The sequence below is a fragment of the Pseudarthrobacter sp. rb genome, from assembly GCF_056389225.1.
Window position 1 is genome coordinate 158,246 of the sequence record NZ_JBWJAR010000008.1, and the last position, 16,297, is coordinate 174,542.

Consider the following 16,297-nt stretch of genomic DNA (forward strand, 5'->3'; position numbering starts at 1 on the left):
TTAGTCCACGTACCGCAGCCCCGCCGCTTCAAGCAGTCCGCGCATGTTGTAGATGTCCAGGCCCAGCTCTCCTGCTGCGAAGCGCCCGCGCTTGGCTTCTTCGTTCTTTTCGCGTTTCATGGCGGCTGCCGCTACCTCGGCGGCACGGGCGGCAGGCACCACCACGACGCCGTCGACGTCGGCAATCACCACGTCCCCCGGGGTGACCAGCGCGTTGGCACAGACCACCGGGACGTTCACGGATCCGAGCGTTGCTTTCACGGTGCCTTTGGAATTGATGGCCCGGCTGAAAACGGGGAAGTCCATGGCCTGGAGAGCTGCGACGTCGCGGCAGCCACCGTCGATGACCAGGCCGGCAGCGCCCTGTGCTCGGAGTGACGTGGCCAGCAATTCGCCGAAGAAGCCGTCCTCGCATTCCGTGGTGCACCCTGCCACCACCACGTCTCCGGGCCGGAGCTGTTCGGCTGCGACATGGAGCATCCAGTTGTCGCCGGGCTGGAGCAGGACGGTGACAGCGGTACCGCACAGGGCGGCACCGGGGTAGACGGGGCGGATATAGGGACGCATGAGCCCCAGGCGGCCCATGGCCTCATGCACAGTGCTGACGCCGAACGCGGAGAGGGCCTTGACGGCGTCTTCCCCGGCGCGGGTGATATTGGTGTGGACCACGCCGAGTTCCTGCATCATTGTTCCTTCCGAAGGCATGTCACCGGCCCTGTTGTGTGAGCAGGGCGTCAAGGCGTGGATAAACGTTGCGTGCGTTGTGCTCCTGGATGGCACCGAGTTCGGCCTCGTCAAGGCCGGCGTCGTCGATGTAGCGTGCCGTGTCGTCGAAGTGGTGGCCGGTCCACGGGTCGATGTCCCGCACCGCGCCGATCATTTCAGAGGCGAAGAGAATGTTCTGCGTCGGGATGACTTCCAGCAGCAGGTCGATTCCGGGCTGGTGGTAGACGCAGGTGTCGAAAAAGACGTTCTGCAGCAGGTGTTCTTCCAGCGTTGGCTTTCCCAGTGCCATGGCGAGGCCCCGGAAGCGTCCCCAGTGGTACGGCACTGCGCCGCCGCCGTGGGGGATGACGAGCTTCAGGGTGGGGAAGTCTGCGAACAGGTCGCCCTGGATGAGCTGCATGAACGCTGTGGTGTCGGCATTGAGGTAGTGCGCGCCGGTGGTGTGGAAGGCGGGATTGATGCTGGTGCTGACATGGACCATGGCAGGGATGCCGTACTCCACCATTTTTTCGTAGATCGGGTACCAGTACCGGTCCGTCAACGGCGGGGCAGTCCAATGGCCGCCGGACGGGTCCGGATTCAGGTTCAGGGCCACGGCCCCGTAGTCCTCTACGCATCGGGTGAGTTCCGGGAGGCAGGTAGCCGGGTCCACGCCGGGTGACTGCGGGAGCATCGCGGCCGGGACGAACCGCTCCGGATAGAGCAGGCTGACCCGGTAGCAGAGTTCGTTGCAGACGGCCGCCCATTCGGAGGAGGTTTCAAAGGACCCGATGTGGTGGGCCATGAAGGATGCCCGGGGTGAGAAGAGGGTGAGGTCGATGCCGCGCTCATCCATGAGCCGCAGCTGGTTCGCCTCGATGCTCTCCCGCAGGTCGTCGTCGGAGATCTTCAAATCCGCACGGGATGGCGGCGGCGAAGGATCCTGCAGCGCTGCCACCTGGCGCTCACGCCACTCCCCAAGGGCGGCGGGCGCCGTGGTGTAGTGGCCGTGGATGTCAATAATCATCGCGCATGCTCCTGGCAGGGGCGCCTGCAGAACGACGCCGTTCTAACTCGATAACCGCACAAGCAAATGTTGTCAGCAATATAGCTAACAATCAATGGTTAGCACGGGGTCCAGGCAGCCGAGTCTGGAGTACGCTGAATCCGGAAAATTGTCAGCAAAATTGGCAACCGGCTGAACAGGGAGATGGTGGGCTGTGGAGACCGTGGACGGAACGGGCCGGACCCTCACCGCCGCCGAACTCGCGGAGCTGCTGCGCACCGCCATTGTCAGCGGCGAACTGGTCCCCAACCAGCGCCTGGTGGAAGGCGACCTCGCCGCCGAGTATGGAGCGAGCCGTGGAAACATCAGGGTGGCGCTCTCGGAGCTGAGCGTTGAAGGCCTCGTGGAACGCGTCCAGAACCGGGGTGCCAGGGTGCGCGCCGTCTCTGTGGACGAGGCCGTTGAAATCACTGAGGTGCGCGCGGCCCTGGAAGCCCTTTGTGCCCGCAAGGCCGCCGAACGGGCCACGGACAGCGACCTCGCCGAATTGCAGGAGCTGGCAGCCCGGATGAAGGGCGCCGTGGACCGCGGAGACCGCGAGTCCTACTCGGAAGGCAACCAGGCGATGCACGAAAAGATCATTGCCATGAGTGCCCAAAAGACCGCCGCAGCAACCATCCAGCGCCTGCGCGGACAGGCGGTCCGCTTCCAGTTCCGCCTGGCGCGCCAGCCGGGCCGCCCGGCCGTCTCGCTCCCGCAGCACCTCGCCGTCATCGATGCCGTCTGCGCCCATGACGCCGATGCCGCCGCCGAGGCCATGCGCGTCCACCTCGAAAGCGTGGCGGACGCCATCCGCGCCAGCAACAAGTAGGCCGGCCGCCGGGCCACACGTGACGCCCAGCCGCGGGAGGACGCGCGCTGACAGGCGAATCGTTACCCACAACCTCCCCGCCGACTACTCCCGCCGCGGGCCGCTGCGCTCTAGACTCAACCCAACTGCGTGCAGCAGAGCCGCTGCACAGCTCGTCAGGAAGAGGAGTCGGCGGGTGAAACTGGGGATTCCGCGGGAACGCAGGGAGGGCGAGCGGCGTGTCGCCGCCACTCCGGATACTGTCAGGCAGCTGGCGGGGATGGGGCTGGACGTCCTGGTGGAAACCGGGGCAGGGGACGGCGCGGGGCATGCCGATCCCGCCTACCAGCAGGCCGGAGCCACCATCGTCCCTGTACTGGACACTACGGCCCTGGACGTCCTGGCCCACGTCCGGCCCCTTGACCCGCACACTGCCGCGTCCCTGCCGCGGGGAGCCGTGACGGTGGGCCTCGCGTCGCCGTCGTCCGAACTGCCCGCGGTGCAGGCGCTCGCGGACAACGGAGTGACTTCCTTCGCCCTGGAACTGGTGCCCCGCATCTCGCGCGCCCAGTCCATGGACGCCCTGACCTCCCAGGCCCTGGTGGCCGGCTACCGGTGCGTCCTGGAGGCAGCCATCAGGCTTCCCCGGTTCTTCCCGCTGTACATGACCGCGGCGGGAACCGTCCCGCCGGCCCGTGTCCTGGTGCTCGGTGCCGGCGTGGCAGGGCTGCAGGCCATCGGCACCGCCAAGCGGCTCGGGGCACGGGTTTTCGCCAACGACATCCGCCCCGCCTCAGCCGACGAGGTCGCCTCGATGGGCGGCACCTTCATCCGGCTGGACCTCGAAACCGCTGAAGCCGCCGGCGGCTACGCCCGGCAGCTGAGTTCCGACGCCGGCACGCGGCAGCGGCAGCTGCTGGCACCCCACGTGGCGCAGTCGGACGTCCTGATTACCACGGCGGCCGTCCCCGGGCGTCCGGCGCCCCTCCTGGTGACCCGGGAGATGGTGCAGGGCATGCGCCCGGGATCGGTCGTCGTCGACCTCGCCGCCGAGTCCGGCGGCAACGTGGAGGGCTCCGTGCCCGGACGGGACATCCCCATCCCCACCGCCGACGGAACGGGCCACATCACCTTGGTGGGGCTAAAGGACCCTGCTTCCGCCATGGCGTCGGATGCTTCACGCCTGTACGCCAAGAACGTGGCCAACCTGTTGGCCCTGCTGGTCCACGACGGGAACCTCACGCTGGATTTCGATGACGAAGTGGTGGCCGGTGCGTGCCTTACCCATGCCGGGGAAGTGCGGCACCAGCCCACCGCGGACCTCCTGGCGGCACGGACAGCCACGGCTGCGGCCGGGCAGGAAGGAACGCGCTGATGGACGGGATCGCGCTGCTGACCATCACCGTGCTGGCGGTATTCGTCGGTTTCGAGGTGGTCTCCAAAGTCTCCAGCACCCTGCACACGCCCCTGATGTCCGGCGCCAACGCCATCCACGGGATCATCCTGGTGGGGGCCATCATTGTCGCAGGGCAGGCAACGGACCCCTGGGTGCTCGCGGTGGCGCTGCTCGCCGTCGTCCTTGCCACGGCCAACCTGGTGGGCGGGTTCGTGGTGACAGACCGGATGCTGCACATGTTCCACGGCAAAAAGGACGCCCTTAGGGCAGACGCCCAACCCAAGGCAGGCAGCAAATGAGCCTCCTCGACCCCGTCTGGACCTCCCTGCTCTACCTCGCCGCTGCGGTCTGCTTCATCCTGGCCCTGCGCGGACTCAGTTCCCCGCGGACGGCCCGCCGCGGAAACCTGGTGGGCGCACTCGGTGCGCTGATCGCCGTCGTCACTGTCTTCCTGTCCGCCCGGCTGGAGAACATTCCCTGGATCCTGGCCGCCATCGCCGTGGGTTCCGCGGTGGCGGCGCCCGTGGCCCGGCGGGTGAAGATGACGCAGATGCCACAGCTGGTGGCGCTCTTCAACGGGGTTGGCGGCGGCGCGGCAGCCCTCGTGGCGCTCCTGGAGCTGGGCCATGCGGAAGACCCCTGGGTGCGGGTGGCGATCGTCTTCACGCTCCTGGTGGGTGCTGTGTCCTTCGCAGGATCAGGCGTCACGTTCGCCAAGCTGCAGGAACTGATGACCACCCGGCCTGTCGTCTTTCCGGGCCTTCCCGTGGTGATGGCTGTGGTCCTCCTGGCCGCACTCGCCGCCGGCGTCGCCGTGGTCCTCACCGCTTCGCTGCCCCTTGCGGCGCTGTTGCTGGTCCTGGGCCTGGCCGCCGGCGTGCTGCTGGTGCTGCCCGTGGGCGGCGCCGACGTGCCCATCGTCATCTCGCTGCTGAACGCCTTCACCGGCCTGGCCGTCGCGGCATCCGGCCTGGTGCTGGGCAACGTCCTGCTGGTGGTCGCCGGCACCCTGGTGGGAGCCTCCGGCACCATCCTCACCCGTGCCATGGCGGCTGCCATGGGCCGCAGCGTGGCGGGCATCCTGTTCGGGGCTTTCCGGGGAGGTTCGACGGCGGGGTCCACGGCCGTGAGCGGGCGTCCGGTCCGCTCGTCCTCACCGGAGGACGTGGCAGTCCTGCTGGGGTACGCCCAGCGGGTGATCATCGTCCCCGGCTACGGGCTGGCGGTGGCACAGGGCCAGCACACTGCCGCCGAACTGGCCCAGGCACTGGAAGCCCGGGGCATCGAGGTGGACTTCGCCATCCACCCCGTGGCCGGCCGGATGCCCGGCCACATGAACGTGCTCCTGGCGGAAGCCAACGTGCCGTACGAGTCGCTCAAGGAGATGGGCGAGATCAACCCGGAGTTCAAGACCACCGATGTGGCCCTGGTGGTAGGCGCCAACGACGTGGTGAATCCGGCCGCCAAGACGTCCTCCGGGTCCCCGATTTACGGCATGCCCATTCTGGAAGTGGCCCAGGCGCGGCAGGTGGTTTTCCTGAAGCGCTCCATGCGCCCGGGCTTCGCCGGCATTGAGAACGAGCTGCTGTACGAACCCCAGACCTCCCTGCTGTTTGGTGACGCCAAGGACTCCCTGGCCCAGGTGCTGGGTGCAGTCAAGGCGCTGTAGGCCGCCGCGCTGCGCCGGACCGCCCCCGCGGCGGGATACCCTTCTTTCAGAAGCCTGCTTTCCATCCGCCATTAGAGGACGCCATGACTGAGACCAGCTCCACTTCGCCCAAACGTGCCGCCATCATCGTCAATCCCGCCAAGCCGGTGGACATCGACGTGCGCGGCCTGGTGGCCAAGCACTGCGTGGAAAACGGCTGGGGCGAAGCCATCTGGCTGGAAACCACCAAGGAGGACCCCGGGGTGGGCCAGGCCAAGGAGGCTCTGGCGCAGGGCGCGGACATCGTCATCGCCGCCGGCGGCGACGGTACTGTCCGCTGCGTCGCCGAGGTCCTGGCAGGCGGTGACACCCCCATGGGCCTGCTGCCCCTGGGAACCGGCAACCTGCTGGCCCGCAACCTGGGCATGGACGTCACCGACTACGACGGCGCCATGGCCGGGGCCCTGATCGGTACCGAACGGAAGATCGACGTGGTCCGCGCCCGCCGCAGCGACCCGGACAAGGAACAGCTGTTCCTGGTCATGGCCGGCATGGGCTACGACGCCACCATCATGGCGGACACCAATGAGGACCTGAAGGACAAGGTGGGCTGGCTGGCCTACGTGGACGCCGGGATCAGGAACCTGCCCGGCAAACCCGTCAAGGCCACGGTGGTGATCGACGGGAAATCAGTGGTCCACCGCGGTGTCCGCAGCGTGATGGTGGGCAACTGCGGCAAAGTCCAGGGCGGCCTGGAAATCTTCCCTGACGCCAAGATGGACGACGGACTGCTGGACATCGCCGTCCTGGCCCCCCACCACGGAAAGCTGGGGTGGCTCTCCGTGGTGGCCGGCATGATCGGCAAGGGCCGGGGCAAAGACACCGCAGTGGAGTACTTCCAGGGCAAGACCGTTGAGATCACGCTGGAGCACAAGGACGACTACCAGCTGGACGGCGACCACGAGGGCGAGGGCAAGCACGTGCTCATGACCATGGAGCCCGGCGCCCTCACCCTGCGCATGTAACGGCCTGCGGGTGCAGGGATTTTCCGGGGCAGGTCCGCTACACCAGCAGCCTGCCCCAGCGCGCGTCCAGCAGCGGCGCGCCTGCCAGTTTCAGGGCGTGCCAGAGCGTCACTGCCACTGAATCCAGCACCGGGACCCCGGTGGCGTGCTCGATCTCCGCGGTGATGTTGGCCCCGTACAGGTTGGTGCACAGGTACACCAGCGCGTCGGGAGCCGCGGCGGCGAGTTCCAGGGAGCCGGGACGCATCTCGTCGTCGGTGACCCGGGCAAAGGACTCGTTGTCACTCAGGCCCAGCGCCCGGTGATCCACGGTCTTGATGCCTTCCCGCTCGTAGGATGCGATGACCTGGTGGTTCACATCCTCGGTATAGGGCGTGAAGAGGCCGATCCGCCCGGTGCCGAAGGCCCGGAAGGCCTCAAGGTAGGCCAGCGTTGAGGTGGTGGCCGGGATCCCGGTGGCGGCCGTGATCCCGCCGGCCAGTTCCTGGTCGTGCGCTGACCCCAGCCAGGAACCCGAGGTGCCGTTCCAGGCGATCACGTCCACATCCGCCGTCGCCAGCAGCGTGGCCGCCTCCGCCATGCCGGCGGGGTCGAACTGCCGGTTGGAGGAATCGTCCAGGGCGATGCGGGTGACCGGGATCCTGGTGAAGTGCACCGTGACGTCGGTGCGGCTGCCCAGGATGCGGTAGGTCTGGGGTTCCAGGCAGGTGTTGGAGGAGGGCACGATCATGCCGATCCTGCGGGGGCGTGTGGTTGCTGGCATGGGGGCTCCTAGAGGACGGCGGCAGGCAGGTGGGAGGCTTCGGCGGCAGGGGACTGGTGCTGCCGGAAGCCGTTGCGGTTGATGAAGCGGCCCACCGCACCCGGGTCGTGGAAGCCGCCGGCGTCCAGGACCACGCGCCCGTTGGAAACCACGACGGCGGGCCAGCCCGTGAGTGCCTTCCCGTCGAAGGGTGAAAAGTCGGTTCCCATGTGCAGGGCGGCGCCGTTGACCGTGCGTTCCTCGGCTGGATCGAAGACCACCAGGTCGGCGTCGAACCCCTCGGCGATGCGGCCTTTGCCGGGGACGGCGTTGATCCGCGCGGGCTCCGCAGCGAACGCGCTGACGAACTGCTCAACGGTGGCGCCTGCGGAGGTCATCGCGCTGAACGTGACGGGCATCCGGGTTTCCACGCCGGGCAGTCCGTGCGGCATGGCGCGCACGTCATCGGTGCGCTCGCGCTTCTGTGACAGGTCGTAGCAGGAGTGGTCGGAGGACATGGTGTGGATGGCGCCGGACGCCAGCCGCTCCTTGAGGGCGGCCACGGTTTCCGCGCTGCGCATGGGCGGGCAGCAGGCGAACCACTCGGGGAAGGTGGAGGCGTAGACGGTGTCGTCCAGTGTGACGTAGTGCGGGCAGGTCTCGGAGTACGCCTCAAGCCCGCGTTCCCGTGCCTGCGATACCAGGTCGACGGCGCCGGGCGTGGACTGGTGGACGAAATAGACCGGTGCGCCGGTGTATTCGGCCATCGCCAGGGTTTCCTTGACCGAGATCTCCTCGGCCAGTTCGGGCCGGGTCCGGTGCAGGTGTTCGATGCCGATCCGGCCGTCCTGGGCGTGCTGTTCGGTGCAGTCGGCGATGATGGGATCGTGCTCGGCATGGATGTAGGCCAGGCCGTCCAGCCGCACCATTTCGCGCATCACCTTCAGGATGGTGTCGCCGTCGGCCATGGTGGTGCCGCGGTTGGTGGTGTACATCTTCACCGAACGCACGCCCTCGGCGGCCAACTGCTCCAGCTGCCACGGCACGGTCTCATCCCAGCTGACCACGGCGCCGTGCAGGGCCACGTCGCAGCGTGACTGGGTGGCGAGTTCCTTCTTATGCAGGACGGCGGCGAGCGCGGTTTCCTGGGCATCGCGGGGGATGCCGAAGTCGATGATGGTGGTGGTGCCGCCCCACAGGGCTGCGGTGGAGGTGGTGCGGTAGTCGTCGAGGGTGCGGAAGCGGCCGGTCACCTGCGCGACGTGGCAGTGTCCGTCCACGCCGCCGGGGATCACGAGCTTGCCCGTGGCGTCGATGGTGCGGCCGGCCGCCGGGGCGGGTTGGGCGGCGTCCACGAGGGCGGCAATCTTTCCTTCGTGCACCACAATGTGGGCTTCCTGCCGGCCCGTGCTGTTGACGACGGTGGCGTTGGCTATGACGAGGTCTGGCTGGTGGGACATCGGTGTCCTCCTTGGAGGGGTGAAGTTTGTTTAGGTGGCGGGCTGCGGGGTGCCGGCGTGCTCCTGGCGGGCGGCGAGGGCCGCGTCCAGGTTGCCGGAGAGGCCTTTGCGGTCCTTGGCCGGGGGCGGGGCGAAGGCGCCGGCGCGGTGGGTTCCGGACTGCAGTGCAGCTACGGCTTCGGCCATGCGGATGCCGGCGGAAATGCCGTCGACCACGGGGACGGGAATCTGTCCGTTGAGTTCCCGGGCAAGCCCGGCCAGCGGGGCGCCGGCGAGGATCACGACGTCGGCACCGTCCTCGGCCACGGCCTGCCGGCCCAGTGCCAGCAGGGTTTCCCTGAAGTCCTGCTGGACGGAAGCGATGCTGGTCAGGGAGTCGTTGATGGAGCGGATGGAAGCCAGCCGGCCGGAGAGGCCGAACCGCTCCACGCACTCGCGGTACCAGGGCCTGATCCGGTCTGAGATGGCGATGATGGAAAAACGGTGGCCCTGCAGGGCGGCTGCGCACAGGGCCGCCTCGGTGATGCCGATGACGGGGACGTCCGCGAGTTCCTTGAGGGCAGGCATGCCCGGATCCCCAAAGGCTGCCACCACCACCGCATCCACCGGGTCTGCTCCGGGGCGGGTGTGTTCGGCGATGATTTCGGCCACCGCTCCGGCGGCGATGAGGGATTCGAAGCGGGTCTCGATGTATTCGACGCCGTGGGCGGCCGTCCGGACCAGCAGTTCAGTGCCGTGGGAGGCGGATCGGAGCGCCTCGGATTTGATCAGCGCCGTGACATCTGCGCTGATGTTGGGGTTGATGACCAGGAGTTTCATTTTCTCTTCCGGTGGAATTCTGGTTCGGTCTTCTGGAAGTCCTCAGGGAACTGGTCCCGGTACTTTCCAATGTGGGAGGCGGACTGGGCGGCTGCCCTGTCCGGATCGCCGCTGGCGATGGCGGCATAGAGTTCGCGGTGTTCGCGGACGAGCTCGGGCAGGTCGCTGACGTGCCGGAACAGCCAGTGCATGCGGCCCTGAAGGGGTTCCAGGGCGGACTTGAGGAAGTTGTTGTCGGCGATGGCGGTGATGGCGTCATGGAATTCGCTGTTGGCGCGGTGTGCCTCCATCACCGCCCCCTTGGCCAGGAACGCCTCCGCGTTGTCCAGCAGCCGCTTGAGGTAGGAGAGGTCGTCCCTGGTGGCCCGCTTGGCGGCGAGCCTGCAGGCCAACACCTCCAGGGACTGGCGGACGTCGAACAGGTCCTCCACGTCCTTGGGGCTAAGGCTGCTGACTTCTGCCCCGCGTGCGCCGCGGTCGCTGATGAGGCCTTCCTGGCGCAGCATGCGCAGTGCCTCGCGCACCGGCAGCCGGGATACGGAGAATTCGGCTGCCAGGTCGCGTTCCACCAACCGCGTGCCGGGAGCGTAGTGTCCTTCGAAAATCCGGGTGCGGAGGGTGTCCCGGACAGTCTCGCGGAGGGGGCGGTCCTTGTCCTGGGTCTCTTCTGCGGTCAGCATGGTGCTCCATTCGGATTTTGTACGGCACGGCTCCCGGCTGCGGGGGCGTCGGTTGCAAGTTTCCCTGCGAGGGTCAGCTTAGACAGGAAGCCGCTTGTTGTAGTTCAGGGTGAGCACTGATGCGCCCATGATCACGGCGGAACCCACGAAGTACAGCAGCGCCCAGGTGTAGGAGCCGGTGGCGCCCACGATCAGGCCGACGACGATGGGGGTGACAAAGCCGGAGATGTTGCCGCTGAGGTTCATGGCCCCGCCCAGGACGCCGGCGTTGGTGCGGCCGCCCAGGATGGAGGGGATGCTCCAGAACAGGCCCACCCAGCGCAGGAAGAACAGGACCACGGAGAGCAGGACCACGGCGGTGGTGGCGTCCGGGACAACGGTCACGCCCACCAGCCCCGCCACGACGATGGCGCTGGAGATGCCCAGGAGGGTCCGCATCACCAGGTTCGCGGAGGCGCCCGAGGCGCGCCACTTGTCGGCGATGGTGCCGCCGATGATCTCGCCGACGAACCCGGCGCCGAAGATCACCAGGGTGGACCAGCCGATGGTCTTCAGGTCGAAGCCCTTGGCCTGCGCCAGGTACAGCGGGCCCCAGGTCAGCAGGCCATAGAACACGCCGTTGAATCCCAGCCAGCCCAGGCACATGGCCCAGAAGGAGCGGAACTTGAGGTAGGGGAGCAGGCCTCGCTTGCCCTTGCTGCCGTCCATGGCTGCTTCGGCGTCCTCGGCAGCGTGGGAGGCTTCGATGTAGGAGGCCTCGGCATCATTGACGCCGCGGTGCTGGCGGGGGTTGTCCCGGACGTACCACCAGACGGCCAGGCCCATGAGGACGGTGGCGGCGCCGGCGATGACGAAGGACCAGCGCCAGCTGCCGGTGGAGGCGATGAGGCCGGCGATGATGATGCCGCCCAGCCCTGCTCCCAAGGGTGCGCCGCCGTCAAGGATGGTCGCGCCGCGGCCTCGTTCGGACTTGTGCATCCAGATTGCGTTGAGCTTTCCGCCGGCAGGCATCACGCCGGCTTCGGTCACGCCGATTCCAAGCCGGGCGATGAACATGCTCAGGAAGCCGCCGGCCATGCCGGACGCCGCTGTCGCAGCACCCCAGCCGATGCAGGAAGCGGTCATGACCTTGCGGGGACCGAATTTGTCGATCAGCCAGCCCACGGGAACCTGCATCAGGGCGTAGGTCCAGAAGAAAGCGGACAACAGCAGGCCCACCAACTCCGGAGCGAGGTTGAATTCCTTTTGGATGATGGGCAGCGCGACAGAAATGGAGCCGCGGTCGATGTAGTTGACGGAAACCAGAACGAGCAGGAGCAGGAACATTTTCCAGCGGACGGAGGTGCGCCGTTGCGTTCCGCCCTTTCCGAATTGTTCGGCGGTTTGGGGGTGCGGCCTCGTCGGACGTGGCCGTTGTTTCGGTGTTTGGGATGGACACAGCTTCTCCTTCACGGGGAAGTTTACGGATGGGGAGGGTTCGAAAAGATGCGTGGTGCGTCGCGGGCAGGAGGGGGACGGCCCGCGGAGGGAGCAGCCGCTGGACGATCCGGAGCGTGGAGCGGGAGCTTTTTGGGATCCCAATTTGGGATCCCAAAAACAAAGGTAGAAGTGACTCCCGCCACTGTCAAGGGTTTCAGCGGTCCGAAGGGCCCGGATGGCCTGCAAACGGATTGTGACTGCCCGTGTACCTAGGCGCGGGAGTCCTCGCGCCGATGGGACAGGATCTCGGCAAGCTCCGCCAGCCGGTGCGCCCGCGCCGATTCGGCCGGAGTGAACGGCTCGCCCGGCCGGGAAAAGGTGATGGGGCCATGCCATGCCGTGGGGATCTTAAGCCGGGTGCCGTCGTCGGCCGCTTTGGTGCCGGCGTCCGACGGCGGCACAATCGTTGCGTGCAGCAGCTCGGCCACCGCCAGGGGCAGTTCCTCCGGGGCAGCCGCGATCCTCGAGGCAAGGCTCAGTGCCCTGGTCTGCCCGTCGGCCATGGCAAGCGCGGTGGTGGGCCAAACGTGCGAACGGCTCCCGCCGCCGTCGGAAAGCGCTGCCAGCAACTCCCGCTCGCCCACGGTGCCCGGAGCCGAGAGCACGAACTCGTCCAGGACCCCTCCCGGCACCGGATGGACGTGGATGCCAAGGATGTTCGTATCCAGCCGGGACAGCGCCCGCGTCACCCGCTGCAGCGACCCGGGCTGGTCCTGGAGCATCGTCCGCGCCCGCCACAGCGCCGGGGCCGCGGCCAGCCGGCTGCGGTGCCGCAGCGCCGGGGCATGCAGCCAGCCGCGCAGGATCCGGGCCGCAGACGGCTCAGCCACCCAGATCACCAGGACCGTGGCGGTGAGGGTCAGCACCAGCACCTTCGCCACATAGGGGAGGTGGGTCTCCACCACCAGCGCATGGACCAGGAGCTCGATGGGCAGCATCGCGGCCACGTTCGCCAGGGTCAGCCGCGCCTTGGGCGGTTCCGGCATCCGGCCGCAGACTTCGCAGCTCAGGTCAGCGGCAGGTGTGTTGTGCGGAGGGCGCTTCATGACTCAAGCATCACGGGGCGTTGTTTCCGCCGCATTGCCTCCCGATTCCGTTCATGGGAACGTACCGGGCGGTGCCGGGGGTCCGGGCCGTAGGATTTACCAGGAACGTCAGCGCGGCCGCCACCCCGGAATCCACCCCCAAGGAAGGCGCTGCCCCCGTGAAGATGCTTGCTGAGATGTTCAGCATCGCCCCCGGCAACAAGGACCACCACCCGGCACTGAGGTGCGCCGTCGGCGTCTTCGTACCCCTGATCACCCTGGTGCTGCTGGGCCGGCTGGACCTGGCAATCTTCGCGTCGTTCGGTGCCTTCACCGGAATCTACGGCCGCGGGGAGCCGCACGCCGTCCGTTTTGTCCTGCAGCTGCGGGCCGGGCTGCTGATGCTGCTGGTGATCCTCCTCGCCGCGCTCGCCGCCCGGATAGGTCCTGCCTGGGGCCTGGATGCCGCCGCGCACACCTGGCTGCTGGTCCTGGCCACCACCCTGGTGGCCGGCGGCTGCTCGGTGGCGATCTCCTGGCTGCGGCTGCGCCCGGCGGGATCGCTTTTCCACATCTTCGCCTTTGCCGCCATCGCGTCCATTCCCAACCAGCCGCCGCTGTGGCAGGGCATGCTGGTCGCGGTCCTCACCACGGTGTTCGCCCTGCTCATTGGCTTCTCCTCCCGGATTCTTCCCAGCCACCGCACCCCCTGGACCAGGCCTCCTCGCATCCGGCGGACCCCGGCAGAGAAGCGGACGGCGTGGCTTGAGGGTTTCGGCTACCTGGTGGCGGCAGGCCTGGCCGGCTCGTTGGCCACGTGGGCAGGCGGCCGCCTCGGCTTCGGCCACAACTACTGGGCCATGGTGGCCGCCGTGGTTCCGCTGGTGGGGCACACCACCAGGCACCGGGTGCGCCGCGGCATCCAAAGGATCATCGGCACCGTGCTGGGCCTGCTGGTCCTGGCGGCCGTCCTGCTGGTGGGCCTGCAGCCCTGGCAGACGGTGCTGGTGATGGCGCTCTGCCAGTTCGGCGCGGAGATGTTCATCATCCGCCAGTACCTTGTGGCCCAGGTGTTCGTGACGCCCCTGGCGCTGGTGTCCACGCTCCTGGTGGTCCCCGCCTCGGCATCCATCCTGCTGCGGGACCGCATCATCGAGACCGTCATTGGCGCCGTCGTCGGCATTGCCGTCGTGCTCGCCCCCGGCGCGTGGCGTCGCCTGCGGCGCAGGCCGGATCACGGCCCGACGGCGGCCTGACTGCCGTCCGGGAAAGCGCCCGGGGGTGCGCCCGGCCTTTCGTTGGACCCGCCTTTCGTTCGCCCAGCGCGGTACGCTGGACTTCCCATTCAACGGAAGGGCGTGCGGACGTGGCGAACTCAAGCTCGGGCGATTCGGTGGTGGACCGGATTGTGCGGCTGATCTCCGCCTTCCCCCAGGACGTCACGGACCTCCGGTTGTCGGAGCTTGCCGAGCGTGCAGGCCTTCCACTGACCACCACGCACAGGCTGGTGGGCCAGCTCGCCGGCCATGGCCTGCTGGAGACTGCCCCCGGCGGCATGGTCCGCCCCGGCCTCCGGCTCTGGGAGCTGGTGAACCGTGCCGCCCCGGCGCTGGCGCTGCGCCAGGCGGCCATGCCCTTCATGGAGGACATCCAGCAGGTCCTGAACCAAAATGTGAACCTGGCGGTACTGGACGGCTGGGAGGCGCTCTTCGTGGAGCGGCTCTCCCGGCGCGGCTCGGTGGCCAACCGCGCCCAGGTGGCAGGCCGGATGCCCATCCATATCTCGTCCGCCGGGCTGGCGCTCATGGCCCACCAGGACAAGGCCCTGCAGCATGAGTACCTCGGCCAGTTCCACGACCCGTACGGAAAGCTGACTGCCGATGACGTGCGCGCGCTGCTCGCCGATACGTCGCACCAGGGCTTCGCGCAGCTGAAGGGCGTGGTGGATCCGGACACCTGGGGCATAGCCGTGCCCGTCCTTACCCGCCGCCAGCGCGCGGTGGCGTCCATCGGCGTCGTGGTTCCGCTGCGTGAAATGCGGCTGCAGGCGCTGGTTCCGGCGCTGCAGACAGCCGCCCGCGGCATTGCCCGGGGCCTGGCGGAAGCCTGACCCGGCCGCCTCCACACCCCTGCCCGGATCCGTTCAACGGAATACCTGTAACGCCGGTCACCCGTCCTGGCGCACACTGAACCCAGGCAACCATTCCGGCCCTTTCCCGGGCCCCCGCAACGAAGCGAGACAAAGCCATGGCACGAAAAATCATCACCACCCAGGTAGCCATCATGGGAGGCGGTCCGGCAGGGCTGATGCTCTCCCATCTGCTGGCCAAGGCAGGCATCGAATCCACGGTGGTCGAGATCCGCAGCCACGAGGAAATCTCCCACACCGTGCGCGCCGGCATCCTGGAGCACGGAACCGTCAACCTGCTGGTGGACAGCGGCGTCTCGGACCGGGTGCTGCGCGACGGCGACCGGCATGACGGCATCGAGCTGCGCTTCAACAACGAGAGCCACCGCATCGACTTCAAGGACCTCGTGGGCGAATCCGTGTGGCTGTACCCGCAAACGGACGTCTTCCTGGACCTCGCCGCGCGCAGGAAGGACGACGGCGGCGATGTCCGCTACAGCGTCACCGACACCACCGTCCACGACCTTGAGGGCAAGCCGAAGGTTTGGTTCACCGAGGCCGACGGCGTCGAGTTCGAGATCCAGGCCGACTTCCTGGTCGGCGCCGACGGCTCGCGCAGCCACTGCCGGTTCCAGATCCCCGAGGCCCACCGCAAGTGGTACTTCCATGAGTACCCCTTCGCCTGGTTCGGCATCCTGGCCGAGGCACCGCGCAGCTCCGACGAACTCATCTACGCCAACTCGGCCAACGGCTTCGCCCTGATCAGCCAGCGTACGGAAACCGTGCAGCGGATGTACTTCCAGTGCGACCCCAAGGAGAACGTGGCGGAATGGGATGACGACCGGATCTGGGCCGAATTCCGCAGCCGCGTCAACGGCAACGGCTTCGAGCTTAAAGAGGGTCCGGTCCTGGAAAAGATGGTCCTGCCGTTCCGCAGCTTCGTCCACACCCCGATGCGCCACGGCAACCTGTTCCTGGCCGGCGACGCCGCCCACACCGTGCCGCCCACCGGTGCCAAGGGCCTCAACCTGGCCATCAACGACGTCAAGTTCCTCTTCGAGGGGCTGGACAGCCACTACAACTCCGGCTCGGACCGGCTCCTGGACACGTACAGCGACCGCGCCCTGGACAGGGTGTGGAAGGCCCAGCAGTTCTCCTACTGGATGACCACCATGCTGCACACCCCGGCCGACGCGGACGACTTCTCCCGCGCCCGCCAGCTCGGCGAACTGAACTCCGTGGTCTCCTCCCGCCATGGCAGGGCCTACCTGGCTGAGGCCTACACGGGCTGGCCCGCCTCCTCCTAGGGCATTTGGAGAAGGACGACGCCGGCC

Annotated in this window: 16 protein-coding genes; 8 read left to right on the forward strand and 8 right to left on the reverse strand. The window is 67.8% G+C overall.

Annotated features, from left to right (window positions below; all coding sequences use genetic code 11):
- Complete coding sequence (gene ligK, locus ACWRN3_RS12900) at positions 1–684, reverse strand: 4-carboxy-4-hydroxy-2-oxoadipate aldolase/oxaloacetate decarboxylase (protein WP_476740908.1); 684 nt, start codon at positions 682–684, stop codon at positions 1–3.
- Positions 685–706: 22 nt separating this feature from the next.
- Positions 707–1,732, reverse strand: coding sequence for an amidohydrolase family protein (locus ACWRN3_RS12905; protein WP_476740856.1), 1,026 nt, complete (start codon positions 1,730–1,732; stop codon positions 707–709).
- Between the two features lie 193 nt (positions 1,733–1,925).
- Here ACWRN3_RS12905 and ACWRN3_RS12910 point away from each other — a divergent pair, with 193 nt between their 5' ends.
- From ACWRN3_RS12910 to ACWRN3_RS12930, 5 genes are all read left to right on the forward strand, one after another.
- A complete protein-coding gene (locus ACWRN3_RS12910) occupies positions 1,926–2,582 on the forward strand; it encodes a GntR family transcriptional regulator (protein WP_476740857.1) in 657 nt (218 codons plus the stop codon).
- A 175-nt stretch (positions 2,583–2,757) separates the two neighbouring features.
- Positions 2,758–3,936, forward strand: a complete 1,179-nt coding sequence (locus tag ACWRN3_RS12915; protein WP_476740858.1) for a Re/Si-specific NAD(P)(+) transhydrogenase subunit alpha — start codon at positions 2,758–2,760, stop codon at positions 3,934–3,936.
- On the forward strand, positions 3,936–4,256 hold the full coding sequence (locus tag ACWRN3_RS12920; protein WP_255173725.1) for an NAD(P) transhydrogenase subunit alpha part 2: 321 nt from the start codon (positions 3,936–3,938) through the stop codon (positions 4,254–4,256). The genes ACWRN3_RS12915 and ACWRN3_RS12920 overlap by 1 nt, the downstream gene beginning before the upstream one ends.
- Positions 4,253–5,626 carry an NAD(P)(+) transhydrogenase (Re/Si-specific) subunit beta gene (locus ACWRN3_RS12925; RefSeq protein WP_255173724.1) on the forward strand — a complete coding sequence of 458 codons (1,374 nt, stop codon included), beginning with the start codon at positions 4,253–4,255 and terminating at the stop codon, positions 5,624–5,626. Before ACWRN3_RS12920 ends, ACWRN3_RS12925 begins: the two co-directional genes overlap by 4 nt.
- Before the next feature lie 83 nt (positions 5,627–5,709).
- Positions 5,710–6,630, forward strand: a complete 921-nt coding sequence (locus ACWRN3_RS12930; protein ID WP_255173723.1) for a diacylglycerol/lipid kinase family protein — start codon at positions 5,710–5,712, stop codon at positions 6,628–6,630.
- Between the two features lie 37 nt (positions 6,631–6,667).
- On the opposite strand, the gene ACWRN3_RS12935 is transcribed toward ACWRN3_RS12930, so the two are convergent.
- The 6 genes from ACWRN3_RS12935 to ACWRN3_RS12960 all read right to left on the reverse strand — a co-directional run bounded on the left by ACWRN3_RS12935 (position 6,668) and on the right by ACWRN3_RS12960 (position 12,856).
- Positions 6,668–7,393 carry a maleate cis-trans isomerase family protein gene (locus ACWRN3_RS12935; RefSeq protein ID WP_476740859.1) on the reverse strand — a complete coding sequence of 242 codons (726 nt, stop codon included), beginning with the start codon at positions 7,391–7,393 and terminating at the stop codon, positions 6,668–6,670.
- Between the two features lie 8 nt (positions 7,394–7,401).
- Positions 7,402–8,832 carry an amidohydrolase family protein gene (locus ACWRN3_RS12940; protein ID WP_476740860.1) on the reverse strand — a complete coding sequence of 477 codons (1,431 nt, stop codon included), beginning with the start codon at positions 8,830–8,832 and terminating at the stop codon, positions 7,402–7,404.
- A 30-nt stretch (positions 8,833–8,862) separates the two neighbouring features.
- The gene (locus ACWRN3_RS12945) at positions 8,863–9,651 is read right to left on the reverse strand and encodes an aspartate/glutamate racemase family protein (protein WP_476740861.1); all 789 of its coding nucleotides are present in this window, start codon (positions 9,649–9,651) and stop codon (positions 8,863–8,865) included.
- The gene (locus ACWRN3_RS12950; RefSeq protein WP_476740862.1) at positions 9,648–10,331 is read right to left on the reverse strand and encodes a GntR family transcriptional regulator; all 684 of its coding nucleotides are present in this window, start codon (positions 10,329–10,331) and stop codon (positions 9,648–9,650) included. The genes ACWRN3_RS12945 and ACWRN3_RS12950 overlap by 4 nt, the downstream gene beginning before the upstream one ends.
- Before the next feature lie 78 nt (positions 10,332–10,409).
- The gene (locus tag ACWRN3_RS12955) at positions 10,410–11,657 is read right to left on the reverse strand and encodes an MFS transporter (RefSeq protein ID WP_476740863.1); all 1,248 of its coding nucleotides are present in this window, start codon (positions 11,655–11,657) and stop codon (positions 10,410–10,412) included.
- A 362-nt stretch (positions 11,658–12,019) separates the two neighbouring features.
- A complete protein-coding gene (locus tag ACWRN3_RS12960) occupies positions 12,020–12,856 on the reverse strand; it encodes an amino acid-binding protein (RefSeq protein WP_324643528.1) in 837 nt (278 codons plus the stop codon).
- A gap of 158 nt (positions 12,857–13,014) precedes the next feature.
- Between ACWRN3_RS12960 and ACWRN3_RS12965 the strand changes: the two genes are divergently transcribed.
- The 3 genes from ACWRN3_RS12965 (at position 13,015) to ACWRN3_RS12975 (ending at position 16,270) form a co-directional block, all read left to right on the forward strand.
- Positions 13,015–14,091 carry an FUSC family protein gene (locus tag ACWRN3_RS12965; protein ID WP_255175687.1) on the forward strand — a complete coding sequence of 359 codons (1,077 nt, stop codon included), beginning with the start codon at positions 13,015–13,017 and terminating at the stop codon, positions 14,089–14,091.
- Positions 14,092–14,201: 110 nt separating this feature from the next.
- Positions 14,202–14,945 (forward strand): IclR family transcriptional regulator, encoded by a 744-nt coding sequence (locus ACWRN3_RS12970; RefSeq protein WP_255173716.1) that lies wholly within the window; start codon positions 14,202–14,204, stop codon positions 14,943–14,945.
- Between the two features lie 137 nt (positions 14,946–15,082).
- Positions 15,083–16,270: a 4-hydroxybenzoate 3-monooxygenase gene (locus tag ACWRN3_RS12975; protein ID WP_476740864.1), complete on the forward strand. Its 1,188-nt coding sequence runs from the start codon at positions 15,083–15,085 to the stop codon at positions 16,268–16,270.
- Positions 16,271–16,297: the final 27 nt, after the last annotated feature.